The 15,602-nt window shown below is 47.5% G+C and carries 14 protein-coding genes; 2 read left to right on the forward strand and 12 right to left on the reverse strand.

Annotation, left to right across the window (positions count from 1 at the left end; all coding sequences use genetic code 11):
- Positions 1–424 precede the first annotated feature (424 nt).
- Entirely contained in the window at positions 425–568 is a 144-nt protein-coding gene (locus MARGE09_RS02535; RefSeq protein WP_236985790.1) for a hypothetical protein, read from the forward strand.
- Positions 569–904: 336 nt separating this feature from the next.
- On the opposite strand, the gene MARGE09_RS02540 is transcribed toward MARGE09_RS02535, so the two are convergent.
- The 4 genes from MARGE09_RS02540 to MARGE09_RS02555 form a co-directional block, all read right to left on the reverse strand.
- Positions 905–1,186: a hypothetical protein gene (locus MARGE09_RS02540; RefSeq protein ID WP_236985791.1), complete on the reverse strand. Its 282-nt coding sequence runs from the start codon at positions 1,184–1,186 to the stop codon at positions 905–907.
- A gap of 43 nt (positions 1,187–1,229) precedes the next feature.
- Positions 1,230–1,919, reverse strand: coding sequence for a hypothetical protein (locus tag MARGE09_RS02545; RefSeq protein WP_236985792.1), 690 nt, complete (start codon positions 1,917–1,919; stop codon positions 1,230–1,232).
- Positions 1,920–1,923: 4 nt separating this feature from the next.
- Entirely contained in the window at positions 1,924–2,892 is a 969-nt protein-coding gene (locus MARGE09_RS02550) for a GTPase domain-containing protein (protein ID WP_236985793.1), read from the reverse strand.
- A 968-nt stretch (positions 2,893–3,860) separates the two neighbouring features.
- Positions 3,861–5,084, reverse strand: a complete 1,224-nt coding sequence (locus tag MARGE09_RS02555; RefSeq protein ID WP_236985794.1) for a hypothetical protein — start codon at positions 5,082–5,084, stop codon at positions 3,861–3,863.
- A gap of 559 nt (positions 5,085–5,643) precedes the next feature.
- Between MARGE09_RS02555 and MARGE09_RS02560 the strand changes: the two genes are divergently transcribed.
- The gene (locus MARGE09_RS02560; protein ID WP_236985795.1) at positions 5,644–6,648 is read left to right on the forward strand and encodes an IS110 family RNA-guided transposase; all 1,005 of its coding nucleotides are present in this window, start codon (positions 5,644–5,646) and stop codon (positions 6,646–6,648) included.
- A gap of 383 nt (positions 6,649–7,031) precedes the next feature.
- Here the strand turns inward: MARGE09_RS02560 and MARGE09_RS02565 are convergent, their stop codons facing one another.
- The 8 genes from MARGE09_RS02565 to prmA all read right to left on the reverse strand — a co-directional run bounded on the left by MARGE09_RS02565 (position 7,032) and on the right by prmA (position 15,558).
- Positions 7,032–7,502, reverse strand: coding sequence for a Dps family protein (locus MARGE09_RS02565; RefSeq protein WP_236985796.1), 471 nt, complete (start codon positions 7,500–7,502; stop codon positions 7,032–7,034).
- A 124-nt stretch (positions 7,503–7,626) separates the two neighbouring features.
- Positions 7,627–8,331: a 4'-phosphopantetheinyl transferase family protein gene (locus MARGE09_RS02570; protein ID WP_236985797.1), complete on the reverse strand. Its 705-nt coding sequence runs from the start codon at positions 8,329–8,331 to the stop codon at positions 7,627–7,629.
- A gap of 120 nt (positions 8,332–8,451) precedes the next feature.
- On the reverse strand, positions 8,452–9,741 hold the full coding sequence (gene purD / locus MARGE09_RS02575) for a phosphoribosylamine--glycine ligase (RefSeq protein ID WP_236985798.1): 1,290 nt from the start codon (positions 9,739–9,741) through the stop codon (positions 8,452–8,454).
- A 105-nt stretch (positions 9,742–9,846) separates the two neighbouring features.
- Complete coding sequence (gene purH, locus MARGE09_RS02580) at positions 9,847–11,421, reverse strand: bifunctional phosphoribosylaminoimidazolecarboxamide formyltransferase/IMP cyclohydrolase (protein ID WP_236985799.1); 1,575 nt, start codon at positions 11,419–11,421, stop codon at positions 9,847–9,849.
- Positions 11,422–11,511: 90 nt separating this feature from the next.
- On the reverse strand, positions 11,512–11,862 hold the full coding sequence (gene fis / locus MARGE09_RS02585) for a DNA-binding transcriptional regulator Fis (RefSeq protein ID WP_236985800.1): 351 nt from the start codon (positions 11,860–11,862) through the stop codon (positions 11,512–11,514).
- The gene (gene dusB, locus MARGE09_RS02590; protein ID WP_236985801.1) at positions 11,859–12,860 is read right to left on the reverse strand and encodes a tRNA dihydrouridine synthase DusB; all 1,002 of its coding nucleotides are present in this window, start codon (positions 12,858–12,860) and stop codon (positions 11,859–11,861) included. The genes fis and dusB overlap by 4 nt, the downstream gene beginning before the upstream one ends.
- Positions 12,861–13,288: 428 nt before the next feature.
- Positions 13,289–14,638: a DUF3426 domain-containing protein gene (locus MARGE09_RS02595; RefSeq protein ID WP_236985802.1), complete on the reverse strand. Its 1,350-nt coding sequence runs from the start codon at positions 14,636–14,638 to the stop codon at positions 13,289–13,291.
- A gap of 47 nt (positions 14,639–14,685) precedes the next feature.
- The gene (gene prmA / locus MARGE09_RS02600; protein ID WP_236985803.1) at positions 14,686–15,558 is read right to left on the reverse strand and encodes a 50S ribosomal protein L11 methyltransferase; all 873 of its coding nucleotides are present in this window, start codon (positions 15,556–15,558) and stop codon (positions 14,686–14,688) included.
- Positions 15,559–15,602: the final 44 nt, after the last annotated feature.

Raw genomic sequence — 15,602 nt, forward strand, 5'->3', positions numbered from 1 at the left:
CCATCCAAACCTACGTTAATCAAATAACCATCTTGAATTATCGGCGTAACAAAAAAAACGCCTGTGATATATTCGCCCAGCAGTTGGCGGAGTGTTTGGGGTGTCCCAATTTACTGCAAACAGCATAAGCCGAGATTTCCAACAGACGATGTCGCAATATGATGGTGGGCGGATTAGGTGGCGCTCTAAATTGACAATAAGAAACAAAAAAGCCGCTAAGGCAGTTAAGCTTTAGCGGCTTTTTGTGTTGAGGGTTAGACCCAAGGAATACTAACCTATTGATTCAACAGTTTTTTGTTTTGGGTGTCCCCGATTATTGGTTATTGTTAATCTCATAGGATTTTTTTTACTGTCAGTAGAATTCATAAAGGGTCCTTGCATACAAGTGACTGATTGGACGTAGTATTATGGAGGTTCTTAAGAAATGACGGTGTTTAACACGCATCATCGTCTAACCAAGCATGTTGTTCATAGCGTATCTTATCAATCACCCACTGCCAATACTTACCCTGCGCGGGTATTGGCATGTGCCACCGCGTTGCGCCAATCACTATCGAATGAGGTATAACATGGGCTAATGGAAAGTTAATACTGCTCTAGAGCTCACGGTAGGAAGGGGTTGCAGAGAGCTAATACAGGACAGTCGCCGTTAAAAAGATCAAAAGCTGAGTGTCATTGAGTTTCAGACTTTGGAGTGTATTGAGCCGTCAAATAACGGCTTTATAGTGTTTTCCGTTTTAATAAAGCAGGACACTCACTCAAATCTTTTGTCCAAAAAGTAGTGAAATTAAGCACAACAACGTCGCTTTATTTACTTAGGCTATTAGCACAGCCCCATAAAAACAATCCGTTATATAGATGGGGATGGTTGAGCGCTGCCGAGGAATGTGAATACAAAGGTGGGTTAACCAAATAGCGATTTACATCGCTGCTGGTGAGGTGTGCGTTTATAACCCATTTGGAGCGCGGCCCTTTCGATGGAACCGTCGGAGCCGACAAAGGTTTTTGTATTCTCCTCAAAGGCTTTGGTTAACGAGATCCAATTATCCGGCTCAATGCCTAAACTCTCGAGGATTGGTGGTAAACCAGCATTAATCGCACCGCGCTTGTCCACCCGCAGCACCTTACCCAACCAATCTACCAACTCAATATAATCTGTTAATTGAAACGACAAACCTTGCGGCATGGACTCACGCGGGGTTGCCTACAAATTCCGCCAGATTCTTCTCTTATTGCGCATAGGTCTCAATTCTCCCCCAGACCTCGAATGTTTCTGGATTATAAGAATACTCAGAAAATATGACAACATCATTGGGTTGTGTGCTAAAGTACCGGTGAGAGTCTTTATTGCTATTGTTGTTTTCTCGAATCTGATATCGTTCCTTAATTTTCCAGCTCCTTCCAATTAATTCATCGAGCTGAGAGCTCATTGAGTCTCCCGTCAGGTTTAATGATATTTCCTTACCGACAACCCATTCTCCGTCTCTATATAAGCCAATATAAACCCATTTCCCTACGGCGATCTTTTCATATTTCATAGAGTTCGATAGTTTTTTGAGACCTTCATTTTCTTTTCTTAGATTTTGAATGATTTGTTGGTTGCTGGCTTTGTTTCCCTCTAATTGAAGCTGAAGCTTTTCCAGTTGATTAGATAGTTTGTCATTCACTAACTCAAGGCTTGATAGGCGTTCTTGCTGCTCCCCTATTAGATCTTTGTCTGAGATGGTCCTTGCTTTGCTACTCTCTAGTTCTTTTTGAGATTGGCTGAATGAAAAGGCATAGATAAAAGAGGCGGCAATCAATAGTGCGCTGACGGCCAGTGAAATGTAAAAGTAATTTCTTGGTATTGCTCTATGGTCGCTCTCAAAATATTGATCCTCTATTGATTTTTCAGCTCTTATCGAATTTCGGCTTTTCATAATATTAAGCGCCTCGCCCAGCTCTTAGATCCTGCCTTAAAGTCAGCTTGGTATATTCCCAACGGTTTTTTTCTTTTTTTATTTCCTTCCTTTCTTTTAGAGATATGTACCTGTATTCAAAGCAATCTTTCTTTACTAGGCTCGTTTGATCTACAATTTTTCCGATGCGATTTATTGTGTTTCTATGATGGTTTATTGCAAAGTTTTTTATAGCTAAAGGTTTTCCTAGATCCAAAAAAAGATCGATCTGATTAATAATGATATATATTTTTTTTATGGATCTGCACTCATTAAACAGCAGTTCAAGGAGTGTGGAATTGAATGTGTCAAGTTGCTCGATGTATTGGTTGTCTAGGTTTTTCTTTTTGAGCTTTTCGCTGGCCGGCTTGTTAACTTTATATGCTTTCTCCTTTATCTCCGCTTTAGGCTCATAAAAAGATAGCACTAGAAATAGATCTGTCACTTTTTTATGATTTTCTAGTTCCTTTAGTTTTTTTATAAGTGTATTCGGTTTTTGCCCCTCGTAGTCTAGGGAGCTGCATTTAAACTCCTTTCCTTTAATTGATACATGAAACGTATATTTTTCATCTGGCTTTTCGGTGATTTCTGTGTCTCGGTATTCTCGGTCAGATAAGTAGTCAATAAAGCAGGTTTTTCCTGCTCCCCCTGTTCCAAAAACAACGTAAATAAACTCATTTTGTTCTGTTGTAGGCTGCACATTGGAATCGATTGTTTTTGGCTTTATACCATACAATTCTCCCAATACGCTTTTCAAACCTAAAGCGATTAAGAATGACACTAAAGTTATCAAAGTCAAAACAGGCGTTGTAATCCAGTTTTGGATGTAAGTAGCTATCTGAGGTACCTTGGCAGTAGTTAATTGATAGGCGAGTATTAAGAGAATCATTACTGCAATAGTGACAAAAATTGCTAAGACCAATCTATCTTTGTTTATGTCGTATTTCTCAAACATCCTTTCCCCTGTGCAGCTTGTAATTAGCCTGTGTGAAAATTCGATGCAGCCTTGCTAAGAGTCTAGCTTTTTCATTTTAAAATCTAATGCTCGGCATGAGTTTACAGCACTGAGCGTGATAGCACGGAGTGAAATAGGAATAGTCATATAAAAATGTCTCGCTCTCGGAGATTCGGCTTAGGTTGGGGCTATCATACGGCTCATCCCCCGCTTCGCGCTAAAGAAAGCCAAATACGAGCTACCCCAAAAGGTAAACGTCTCGCCAACCCCACCTTTTAAGCTTTGTTAAAACGCCAAGGCACAAGCTCATCCAGGCTGCAATTTTCCTTCGGCATCTGATTTAACAGATGCGGAACTAACAGGACACACTCTCTAAATTCTGGCCGTTTACATATAGAATTGGTGGATTGGACGGGCAGTTCCAGAGCATCCTGCTCCCGCTGCATTAGTGATTCCCTTCACGTCGCAGGCTAATGCGTGATGATGCCCAGCTCCATTGCATCTATGCAACCGCTGGATTAGTCAATCCTGCGCGTCAACGAGGCCATATCGTCTCAACTTTACCCTCGATTATCGATCGCCTAAGTATCGAGCCGGATAGCTGGTTAGAGCTGGCCCGCGCCGTCGAAAAGAACACTAAGACCTTTGTGGGGACCGGCGATCATATCGAGAGTGCCGCTCTCGCCATGGGTTACCAGCGGGCCCCTAATCGGCGGCGCCGCCAGTCGTTATTTGGCTGATCAGCCGCCTCACTTCCCTCTCACTTTTCTCACGCGGCTATGCTCAAAGCTGCTTGGATATATAGCTTGTTGTTCTATTGGTGAATTATTGATAACCAGCGATCATAAGATTGTGATCCTAAAGCCTTATCTGAAAAATGCTGTTTTCTCTGATACAAAAGGCGGGTAGTTTTAATTGTTTTTTAGAGTGAGTGTCCTCTTTGGTTCCAGCGATATGGTAACTCACTACTACTCTTTTGTGCTTTGTGGCCTTGACCTCATATATTCCCTGCATAAGTCAGAAGCTTCTTTTACAGAGCTTTCTGTCTTTTGTAGGGTTTGTTCTATTTTTGCCAAAACATTTTCCTGATCAGCGCTTTTGTCTTTTGAAGTTTGAGCTAATCGTTGCGCGTTTATTTCCGCTCTTTGTCGAGCAAGTCTTTCTGTTTCTCCTGTAATGAAAAGTATGCACGCGGGTAAAACCCTTTCTCGCTCTAATGCAGCTATAGCAATTTTTTCGACGCTTTCTGCCACTCTTTCTGTAGCTTCTTTGGACAGTTTACTAGCATCCGACTCTTGTTGAATGGTTCCTCCGCCTGAAGCAGATGTCGCAATAGTTTGGTGCACTGACTTAGTATCTTTAACCAGTTCGAGTTGAGCCTTTATCGACGTGATTTCGTCATTAACTAAGCCTAGTTTCACCTGCTCTTTTTCCAATGCTGTCGTCTTATCTGCAATAATCTGATTTATAGCTTCAAAGCTTTGCTCATCTTGGGGATCGCTCTCTTGAGCCATATCGCTCTTCGTTTTCTCGGCAGATGCCTTTTCCTTCTCTAATTGCGCAATTGCTACTTCCACTTTTGTTTGGTCTTTAATTTTTGTTTCTAAGGAAGCTTGGATGCTTTCCTCGAGTTCTGTTAAATCCTTAATATTTTGACTAACGCTGCCTGTTGTTGCTGTGTTTAAAGTAACGGCTGGTGCTCGCACAACACCCGTTAGCTGCTCTATCGATAGCAGTGCAATCATCACATCCTGATAACCGGAATGTAGAAGAAATGCTGTTGATTTATCGAGGGCATCATTACGCTCCAGCTCGCATATGCGATACATAGCATCGCGCATTAACTGGATGGACTGAGTTCGAAGACCAATGCTCGCAGCACTTTCGGCTGAGGAGCCAGATGTGTTGCCGGATATATCTGTGGGGTTGGAAATGTTTAGCCCGAAGGTACTGGCCAAGGCAGACATGGCATCTGGGCTTGGCTCTGAGCAAAAGCGCCCTACAGCATCTGAAATAGCTAATCGCTGTTTAGCATCAATACTAATAACCTTAGTTCCCATAGCTTCAGGTCTTTCAGAAGAACCATAGTCAAATTCATGATTTATCGATTTCCAATTAGCTGCACACCCGTGGAGAAAAGGCACTGAAAAGACGATAAAGATAGTTTTGAGTATTTCTAAAGCCAGCCTCATATAGCTATACCTATATTGGTAGATTTGACTATATCGTAAACACCGCAGTGTGTAGTGGTCAACCTATCTGGTCACGAGTTTAGAGTTTTTTTGTAAATATTTTCTTTTTTGACCGGTGTCAGTCCGTCATTGTGCTGGTGAGGTCTGACGCTATTGTAATAACGTAAAGATATAATTGTTAACGGCATGCTTCGTCCACAAGAAGTCGGGCCATCCTTTCTTTGGCATGCAGTCAGATTTTAAACTACGAAAGCAACATATTTCGGGACACCCAAAACTCACTCCATTTCCCAACTACAAGGCCACGTACTCGCTATAAAGCCGTCGGATATCAATTTCTCAGGCCCTTACGTGTCAGTAGCACGTGTGGAGCGACCAGCCCCAGCAAGGATGCGTGGGGGTAGACTTTGCACCTGCATAAGGATATGCAAGATTAGACTTTGCAGGAGATGTAATAAAGCGGCATCGCACTGTTTGAAATCGCAGGATCCATCCCTCATCTAAGTGGTAACTCAACAAAAAAGGTCGCCAGGGCGCCCTACACTTAAGCGAGGTTGATATGCATTACTGTGGAATTGATCTAGCAAGCAAATCAAGCAACATCTGCGTTATTGATCAGCAAGGCAAGGTATTACGCGAGCGGGTTATTGCAACAGAAGCGGCTGAGCTGAATGAGGCGCTGGCCGGTTTTGATGATCTAACGGTTATTATCGAGGCGAGTCCTTTAGCGGAAACAGCGGCAAGGGTCGTGGAAGATATCGGCAAAAAGCCAGTCATTATTGATGCTCGTGCGGCAAAGAATTTAATGAGTAGCATGAAAAAGACGGATCGACGAGATGCCAAAGCTTTAGCCGAAATTGGGCGAAGCGGTTGGTATACCGAGGTCCATAGAAAAAGTGCAAAGGCGCGGGAGCTGCGAAGTATATTGGGAGCAAGGCAAACGATACTAAAAACCAGCAAGATGATTCGGTCGTCCATCCAAGGGTTGCTGCGCTCACATGGAATTAAGGTCGGCCAAGTCAGTGAAGGACTTTTCGCTGAGCGGGTTTTGGCGCTATGTGAAGAATATGCGCCGGGTCTAAAAGCGTCACTCGCAGCAATGCTAGAGACTTGGGAAATTGCTGTTAAAAAAGCTAAAGCGCTCAAAAAAGCGGTTGATGGAATGGGACGAGATGATGCTGTTAGTCAGCGTTTACAGAGTATTCCTGGTATCGGACCTCTGATTAGCACGGCTTATCAGGCAACGATTGACGACCCTCACAGGTTTAATCGCGCGGAAGAGGTTGCGGACTATTTGGGCTTAGCACCACGAATATACCAATCAGGAGAAGTGGAGCGCCGAGGGCGGATCACGAAAGAAGGTGATGTTTTATTGCGGTGGCACCTTGTTGAGGGCGCTCACGTACTTTTAACACTCGGGCGAGATTGCGCGCTTAAGCGTTGGGGGCAATCCCTAGAAGAAAGAAAGGGGCCCGCGAAAGCAAAAGTGGCAGTCGCTCGTAAATTGGCAATATTAATGTGGAAGCTTTGGAAAAACGAAAAAACATTTATCGCATTCCCATAATTATTGACTCTTTTTAACGGCGGTGCCCAACCGTTAAGTTTGGAAAATGGGTTAATCAGGATGAAGTATCATCAAGCTCGGTCACGTAGACCACGACATGTGCTTGGGATTCGATCCCGTGCAGGAGATGATTGGCTACGTGCTCCGACTCCATCTTGTCGGCACCTTGAGTGACCACGAAGAGAAGCCTGAAGCTTGATGATATTCTTCCACTTAGTGAAATTGGTCTTGACTGTTAGGGCCGCTTTAGAGAAGCACAAAGTCGAGGAGCGCAAAGTCGTAGATGGCTTGAGCGTGCCGGAGAAATTGATATTCGACGGCGCTCAATAGGAGGAAACGGTTAGCTGCGGCAGGCACTCGTTTTTTAGCGAACTTGCACGCACTTAAGCACGTGTAGCGCGGAGCATCCAGGCTGTTTTTTCGTGGATGCGCATGCGGTCTGATACCAGTGCTGCGGTGGATTCATCGTCAGCGTCTTGCGCTGCTTTTAGTACTTGCCTGGCCGTGCGCACAACAACTTCGTGCCCTTGTGTCAGGATGTCGACCATGGCGCCAGCTGCGGGTATATCGTCGACTTCCTCAATAGAGCTAAGCTGAGCAAATGCCTTGTAGGTGCCTGGTGCAATCACACCTAAGGTGCGAATGCGTTCTGCAATATCATCTACCGCTATTGCTAATTCGGTGTAGTGCTCTTCAAACATTAAGTGCAGCTCGCGAAATTGCGGCCCAGTAACATTCCAGTGGAAGTTATGCGTTTGTAGATAAAGCGTGTACGAATCGGCGAGCAGATGTTTTAGGCCCTCGGCAATGGCTAGGCGGTTTTCTTCGCTGATTCCAATATTAATTGCTGTCATGTTAACCCTCTTCGTTAAGTGAATGGCACGATTTAATTATAGTAAAACCAAATTACAGATTTAAAACAAATAGATCTTTGCTATGGGGGTTATAGCGTGGCTTAACTTGTGATATTTAAGTTGATTATTGCTTGGCGTGAACTAAGCGGAAGTCGGGTTTTGGGGTGCCTATAAGCTTAGGTTCGAGTGCAATGCTTAAAAAAACATTGTCAAAACCCATCGGTTGATACCAGTATTCAAACCAAAGTGCATGGCGGCTGTGTTCCAAAGCGAGTGTTTGCGGCTGGCTAAGGTCCATCGCTTCTGCGTTTATGCGATCTAGCCCCGCGCTAATCCCTGTGCCTACGGTTTTCAGCGCGGCTTCTTTGAGTGTCCATATTTTATAAAACAGTTGTGTTTGGGCCGCGCCGCTCAGGCGATTGAGTGCTTGGCTTTCTTCTGGGGTGAAGTAGCGCTCGGCAATGCTGGTTAGGTCGCTCATTTTGCGTTGGGGGTGCTCGATATCCACACCAATATCGCCTTCGTCACTGATCGCGTAAGCCAGATACTCCCCCGAGTGCGTTAAATTAAATGCTGTGGGGTTGCCTTCTAAATAGAGTTTGCCATGTGAATGCTTTTTGAAAATGATAGATTCAACTGGCGTATTCAGGTGTTTTGCCAGTGCGTGCTTAAGGTAATAGCGGCCGTAAATGAATTCGTGTAAACGGCGCTCGGCCTTAATGTTGTTGGCGCTTAGGCTTTCTTCTGGGCTTAAGGCTGCTCGGGCAATATGGAGCGGGGTTTCAATAAGTAAGCTTGGGATGTGGAAAAGATGAATAAAGATTGGCATAGGAAACGGTTATTTAGCGAGAAGCGCGGAGCTTACCACAGGCCGTTGTTAGGGTAAGAAAAAAGCCCGCGAATCATTGATTACGCGGGCTTTTGTAGGCTAAGTAACGCTAGGGGTTGATTACTTTTGCTGTTCGCGCTCAATTGCGCGGTAGGCGATATCGTTGCGTTTATACACGTCTTTCCAGTCGATTTTATTGGCAACAGCGTAAGCATTTTGCTGAGCTTGCGTCACATTGACGCCAAGTGCCGTGGCGCATAATACGCGGCCGCCATTGGTTACAATATTGCCGTCTTTTAGGCTGGTGCCGGCATGGAAGACTTTAGTGGTGGCGGTTTCTAAACCGTCCAGGCCAGAGATCACATCGCCTTTATTGTAGCTGCCAGGGTAGCCGCCGGCGGCTAACACTACGCCAACTGCTGGGCGGTCGTCCCACTCGGTGGTTTTGCTGGCTAAGTCGCCAGCCAATGCAGCTTGGCAAATATCAACAAGATCAGATTGCAAGCGCATCATAATGGGCTGTGTTTCTGGGTCGCCAAAGCGGCAGTTGTACTCGATCACTTTGGGGTTGCCGGTGCTATCAATCATTAAGCCGGCGTACAAAAAGCCTACATAGGTGTTGCCCTCTGCGGCCATGCCATTGATGGTGGGCATAATGACCTGTTCCATAACGCGGTCGTACACTTCAGCGGTAACCACGGGGGCGGGCGAGTAGGCGCCCATGCCGCCGGTGTTCAAGCCGGTATCGCCGTCGCCTGCGCGCTTGTGGTCTTGGCTGGTGGCCATAGGCAATACGTTTTTGCCGTCGGCAATTACGATAAAGCTTGCTTCTTCACCCTCTAGAAACTCCTCAATCACCACACGACAGCCGGCATCGCCAAAAGCATTGCCACTGAGCATGTCTTTAACGGCGTCTTCGGCAGCGGCTAAATCCATCGCAACGATCACGCCTTTACCCGCGGCAAGGCCGTCGGCTTTAATCACGATAGGCGCGCCTTTTTCTTGCAAGTAAGCAAGGGCCGGTTCGACTTCGGTGAATTTCTCGTATTCGGCGGTTGGGATGTTGTGGCGGGCTAAAAAGTCTTTGGTGAAGGCTTTGGAACCCTCTAGCTGGGCTGCACCCTTGCTGGGGCCAAAGCAGGCTAAATCGCGTGCTTGAAAGAAGTCTACAACACCATCAACAAGCGGGACTTCTGGGCCAACAATACTGAGCGCAACGTTATTTTCTTGTGCGAAGGTGGCGAGTTTTTCAAATTCTAAAACGTCGATCTCAACGTTTTTTAATTTACCGTCGCCTTCGGTGCCGGCGTTACCTGGCGCTAGAAAAACAGTTTCTACGGCTGGGTTTTGTGCGGCTTTCCATGCTAAAGCATGCTCGCGGCCACCGCCGCCGATAATAAGTATATTCATTGATAAATTACCTTATTGGGTAATTGAAAACTGTGGGAGTTGAGGTGCAGCGAATGCGTAGGGTAATCGTTGGAATACTCCAATGATTACCCTACGGCGTATTGCTTAGTGGCGGAAGTGGCGCATGCCAGTAAACACCATGGCAATACCGGCTTCGTCGGCGGCGGCAATGACTTCTTCGTCGCGCATAGAACCACCTGGTTGAATCACAGCTTTAATGCCTGCTGCCGCTGCGTTATCTAAACCATCGCGGAAGGGGAAGAAGGCATCACTTGCCATAACCGAGCCCGGTACTTCAAGGCCTGCATGTTCAGCTTTAATGCCGGCAATGCGCGCTGAATTAACGCGGCTCATTTGGCCTGCGCCTACACCAATGGTGCGGCCGCCTTTGGCGTAAACAATCGCGTTGGATTTTACCATTTTGGCTGTTTTCCAAGCGAAGAGTAAATCGCTAAGCTCGTCTTCGGTAGGCTGGCGCTTAGTGACGACTTTCAAATCGTCTAGGCCAATCATGCCGTTGTCGCGGTCTTGTACTAACAGGCCACCGTTAACGCGTTTGTAATCTAGCCCAGTTGCAGGCGTGCCTTGCCATTCGCCGGTCACTAATAAGCGAACATTTTTCTTCGCGGTAACGGCTTCTATTGCGGCGGTACTGGCGCTGGGCGCGATAATCACTTCGACGAATTGGCGGGCAACGATGGCTTCGGCGGTGGCGGCATCTAATTCGCGGTTGAAGGCAATAATGCCGCCAAAGGCGGATTCTGTGTCGGTTTCAAAGGCCTTGTCGTAGGCACTTAAAATATCTTCATCAACGGCTACGCCACAGGGGTTGGCGTGCTTAACAATGACGCAAGCCGGCTGGTCAAATTGCTTAACGGTTTCCAGTGCGGCATCGGTATCGGCGATGTTGTTGTAGCTTAGCTCTTTACCCTGCAATTGTGTTGCGGTGGCAATAGAACCTTGTGCTGGGTTTTTCTCGACGTAAAAAGCGGCTTTTTGGTGCGGGTTCTCGCCGTAGCGCATTTCTTGCGTTTTGATGAACTGGCTGTTGAAGGTGCGGCTAAAGTCTTCGCTGCCACCTTCCACTAAACGGCCAAAGTAGTTGGCAATGGCGCCGTCGTAGCTGGCGGTATGCTCGTAAGCTTCAATGGCTAAGTTAAAGCGGGTTTTGTAGCTAATGCCGCCTTCGGCTTCAATTTCGGCCAAGATGGTTTGGTAGCGGCTGGCGTTAACCACGATGGTGACATCGTTATGGTTTTTGGCTGCTGCACGAACCATAGTTGGGCCGCCGATATCGATGTTTTCGATGGCATCTTCTAGGCTGCAATCGGGGTTGGCGACGGTATTTTCAAACGGATAAAGGTTAACCACTACAAGGTCGATGGGCTTAATGCCATGGTCTGCCATAACGGCTTCGTCTACACCGCGGCGGGCTAAAATGCCACCGTGGACTTTAGGGTGCAGGGTTTTTACGCGGCCGGCCATCATTTCGGGGAAGCCGGTGTAATCAGACACTTCGGTAACGGCGATGTTGCTGTCTTTTAACAGCTTGTAGGTGCCGCCGGTAGACAGTAGTTCTACGCCTTTTGCGGCAAGGGCTTGGGCAAATTCGACGATGCCGGTTTTATCAGAAACGCTGATAAGTGCACGGCTCACTGCAACATTTTGTGAATGTGGCATGGTGGTGATGTCCTCAGACTTTTTAACAAATTAAAAAAACGACAACGCCTTGCTAACCGGTAGATTAGCAAGGCGTTTGGAAGGGCTGTTTTACAGTAAACCGTATTGCTTCAGTTTTTTGCGCAGGGTACCGCGGTTTAAGCCAAGTACGTGCGCCGCTTTGGTTTGGTTGTGGCGGCAGTACTTCATTACAACTTCAAGTAAGGGGGCTTCTACTTCTGATAACACCATATCGTAGACTTCGGTAACTTCTTGGCCTTCCAGATTCTGGAAGTAATTAGTAACCGCTTGTTCTACGTAATCGCGCAAAGATTGCGCTTGGCCCACTTGCTGGCGTTGCTCAGGTTGCGAAAACTGAGGCACTGGCGCGCTGGGAGCTGCGACAGCTGCGGTGGTGGGTTCTTGATGACGTTCAGTGATAAAAGGTTCGGCTGAATTCATGCGGCTTCTTCCTCTAATGGTAAGTGCTCGGTAAAAAGTGTGCGTACGAGCTTTAATTGTTCTTGGGGTAAGAGCAACGGGTTAAATTGACGACGCGCGGCCTTTACGGCTTCTTGTGTCGGCAGGTGCTTGTCCATGTACCAGGCAAAGTGTTTACGCGCAATGCGCACACCATGCTCCTGGCCATAGAAGTTATACATGGCGTTAAGGTGCTTAAGTAGCGTTTGAGCGACCTCGGCCAAGTGGGGTTGTTGCGCTTTTTCGCCAGTGGCCAAAAAGGCATTAATTTGTTGGAAAAGCCACGGGTTACCTTGGGTTGCGCGGCCAATCATTACCGCTGCTGCGCCGGTTTGTTCGAGTACTTGCTGGGCTTTTTCTGGGCTATTGATGTCGCCGTTGGCGATAACAGGAAGGTCGGTTTCGGTAACGACTGCCGCAATGGTGCTGTACTCGGCTTCGCCGTTAAAGCGGCAAGCTCGGGTTCGGCCGTGTACTGTTAGCAGCTGAATACCTGCATCTTGGGCGATGCGGGCAATGCGGCAGGCATTTTTGTTGTTGGTATCCCAGCCTGTGCGAATTTTTAGCGTAACGGGAACAAGGCTAGCTTCTACCACCGCTTGCAGTATGTCATTTACCAAGCCTTCGTCTTGCAGTAACGCAGAACCTGCGGCTTTGTTACAGACTTTTTTAGCGGGGCAGCCCATGTTGATATCGACAATATGAGCGCCAGCATCAACGCAAGCTTTGGCTGCTTCAGCCATTTGGGTTGGCTCGCTGCCGGCAATTTGTACGCTGCGCAGGCCGTTTTCGCCATCACTTTTCAGGCGGTTTTGTGATTTACGGCTTTGCCATAGGTGGGTTTGAGAGGTCACCATTTCACTCACTGCCAGCGCTGCGCCTTGTGTTCTGCACAAGTTGCGAAAGGGCTGGTCAGAAATGCCTGCCATGGGCGCAAGTACCGCGCGACCCTCGATGGCGTATGGCCCAATGTGAAACAAATTGATCCCCCTAGGATACATCTGGCAAGCTTTAGCGCTTGTTGGGCACGGTTATGGGTGCCGGTATATCTTAAGCCTAACAATGTAAGCGTTATATGTTCGTGCTCTTTGTGTTTGAGCTTTTCCTCCGGTGCGGAGGCCTAATGAGGCTTGCTAATGCAGTGGTTCTTTCGCTAAAACAGCGCGTTATGCAGCTGGATTTGGGGAAGCCATTAATGCTTAGTGCGGGCTGGAAGTCCGCCTCAAAAAAGGGCGGCCATCATACCTCTACAGCCTTATTTTCAAAAGTATAATTTGACCAAATTGACTAAAAAATAGCTAATCTTTACTGACTTTTTGTCGCCAGAGTGGAAGCCGTTTCACACGCTTGTCATTTTCTGCTCTGCTTGGTGAAACTTTGTCTTGCTGTGTTCGCTTTTTGTCTAGTGCTACTCGTCGATAACTATTTTATAACTCACGGCACCTTTACCTGGGTCGACCAGCTCAAGCGAAAGGTGGATTGCTTTTAGCGAGGGCATCATAGAGGCGCCGGTTAAATCACCGCCTAAGTATTCGTTGGGCTCGAATGCTCGGCTTGCCACCACCTTGTTTTTAATATTGCTGAATATTAAAACGAGCTTTGGAAAGGGTTGCTCGTAAAGGGCGTGGTTTTGTATCACCACATCAACCAGTAGTGCGCCTTCTGTGCTGGGGTGGGTGCGAACCAAAAGGTTGGTTGTGCGTATTTTTCGCAAGTTTTTACGAATAGGTAGCTCGCAGCCAAGGTGTTCGCAGGCGATCGCGTAATACTGGCGATAGGGGTCTTTGATGCTGAGCTCATCAAATTTGAGCCAGGCAATTTGAGCTGCCAGCGCAGCACCAGCGCACATTGCCAGTACAAGCCAAATTATGCGGCTCAACCAGACTGGGCGCTTGGCGGTATATTGAAGTTCTACGGCCTCAACCTCGATGGCGTCGACTAAAGTTCTTGGTGCTTGAGGGCCTGCGTCACTTGCTTGCTTGGCGGCATCGAGTTCTTGTTGCAGCTCGGCGAAATCTTTTTCGGCAATTTCGACTTCGGGTTCAGGCTCTTCCGCTTTTGAGGCCGCATATTCTTCAGCTTTTTTAGCGGCAGCTGTAGGTTCTTCGCTGGCGGCTTGCTCTTTATTGGTTGGAGAGCCTTCACTTTCTTTATCGCTAACGGCGGTATTGCTAGGAGCTGTTTCGTCCAGCAATGCAGACCTAGCCACGGAAGCGTCTTTTTGTTCGTTATGTGTTGGTTGTAAGTGTTCTGACTTCTGGTTTGCTTTGTTAGGCTCTGCCTGGGGTGCTTGCTCTGGTTCTGGTTCTGGTTCTGGCTCGCTAGGCGTGATGCTTTCGGTTGGTGGCTCTTCTGGTGTAGTTTCGCTGGCAGGCTTTTTGTTTAAGCCTAGCTGCGACGGGTTATGTCCTTCGTCTTCTAATAATTGTAGCGCCCAACTTTCGTCATCATCGACTTCAGTCGCAGATTGCTCTTCGACTTTTTCAAGAATACTTTTAACGCGCTCAGTTGACGGGTCGACTTCGGGGGGGGCGTCTCGCAACTCATCTAGCTCGAGATCATCGCTGATGAGTAAGTCATCATCGTCGTCCAGTAGTGCTCTAGAGGATTTTTGTAGGCTATTTGTTAGGTTTTCGCGCCCGTTAAACACATTAAGGCAGGAACCACAGCGTACTGCACCGTTAGCGGTGTTGAGGTGCGCGTCTGTTACGTTAAACGCAGTAGAGCACTTGGGGCAGCGGGTTATCAAGCTTGTCATATGTTTTTGTTATAGCTCGGTTGCGAAAAGGGCAAAACGGTTATTGTCTATGCGTGCTTGGTTGCGGTCAAGCGAACCCATTCCTCTTTTTTCGCTACCGGGTCAAAGTCAAAAAACGGTGCGTAGGCGGCCTGTACAGCTTCGGCTTGTGTCGCAAGAATGCCAGATAAGCATAGCTTACCGCCGGGTTTTACCAAGGGTGTTAGTGTTGGCGCTAGCTCGACAAGGGGGCCGGCCAGTATGTTAGCGACCATAACATCAACGGGGCTATTTGAGCATTTATCCGGGAACACAACGGGGAAGCGTTCTGCGGCAATAGCATTGCGTTGGGCGTTATCTTGCGTGGCGAGTAGGGCTTGCGGGTCGATATCGACACCTAGTACCTGTTTGGCGCCCAGTAATATTGCCCCAATGCCTAAAATGCCAGAGCCGCAGCCGTAGTCGATAATGTCTTTATCGGTTAGAGCTTGAGTCGCTAGCCACTGTAGGCATAAGAAAGTTGTGGGGTGCGTGCCGGTGCCAAACGCTAGGCCAGGGTCCAGCAGTAGGTTAACGGCCTCGGGGTTGGGGGGCGCTATCCAGCTGGGGCAAATCCAAAAGTTATCGCCGCATTGAATGGGGTTGTAATGCTGCATCCATTCGCGCTCCCAGTCTTTGTCTTCAACGATATGCCACTTGAAGTTTGCTTTCGTCGGCAGTTGTAGTTGTGAATCGATGGTGGATGTATCGACTTCGGCTTCGAATAGTCCAGTGACACGGGTTTCTGACCACAGAGGCGTTTCCCCTAATGCCGGCTCAAAAATGGGTTGGTCGGCGTTATCTTGCAATGTTACCGACAGCGCACCGACCTCCATGAGTTGATCCTCGATGAGCGGCGCATCTTCGCGGTTAGTATTGATGTGGATCTCAAGCCAAGGCATGTCGTGTCTCTGATTTTGGTATTTGCAGGGCATTGCTAGCAGCG

Origin of the sequence: Marinagarivorans cellulosilyticus (assembly GCF_021655555.1) — a bacterium.
GTDB classification, from domain to species: Bacteria; Pseudomonadota; Gammaproteobacteria; order Pseudomonadales; family Cellvibrionaceae; genus Marinagarivorans; species Marinagarivorans cellulosilyticus.

Coding starts and splice junctions, on each gene's coding strand:
- purH (WP_236985799.1), bottom strand. CDS start 11,421: ATGCCACATTCACAAAATGTTGCAGTGAGCCGTGCACTTATCAGCGTT.
- MARGE09_RS02555 (WP_236985794.1), bottom strand. CDS start 5,084: ATGAGGCTGGCTTTAGAAATACTCAAAACTATCTTTATCGTCTTTTCA.
- MARGE09_RS02595 (WP_236985802.1), bottom strand. CDS start 14,638: ATGACAAGCTTGATAACCCGCTGCCCCAAGTGCTCTACTGCGTTTAAC.
- prmA (WP_236985803.1), bottom strand. CDS start 15,558: ATGCCTTGGCTTGAGATCCACATCAATACTAACCGCGAAGATGCGCCG.
- purD (WP_236985798.1), bottom strand. CDS start 9,741: ATGAATATACTTATTATCGGCGGCGGTGGCCGCGAGCATGCTTTAGCA.
- MARGE09_RS02545 (WP_236985792.1), bottom strand. CDS start 1,919: ATGAAAAGCCGAAATTCGATAAGAGCTGAAAAATCAATAGAGGATCAA.
- MARGE09_RS02565 (WP_236985796.1), bottom strand. CDS start 7,502: ATGACAGCAATTAATATTGGAATCAGCGAAGAAAACCGCCTAGCCATT.
- MARGE09_RS02550 (WP_236985793.1), bottom strand. CDS start 2,892: ATGTTTGAGAAATACGACATAAACAAAGATAGATTGGTCTTAGCAATT.
- MARGE09_RS02570 (WP_236985797.1), bottom strand. CDS start 8,331: ATGCCAATCTTTATTCATCTTTTCCACATCCCAAGCTTACTTATTGAA.
- fis (WP_236985800.1), bottom strand. CDS start 11,862: ATGAATTCAGCCGAACCTTTTATCACTGAACGTCATCAAGAACCCACC.
- MARGE09_RS02535 (WP_236985790.1), top strand. CDS start 425: ATGACGGTGTTTAACACGCATCATCGTCTAACCAAGCATGTTGTTCAT.
- MARGE09_RS02560 (WP_236985795.1), top strand. CDS start 5,644: ATGCATTACTGTGGAATTGATCTAGCAAGCAAATCAAGCAACATCTGC.
- MARGE09_RS02540 (WP_236985791.1), bottom strand. CDS start 1,186: ATGCCGCAAGGTTTGTCGTTTCAATTAACAGATTATATTGAGTTGGTA.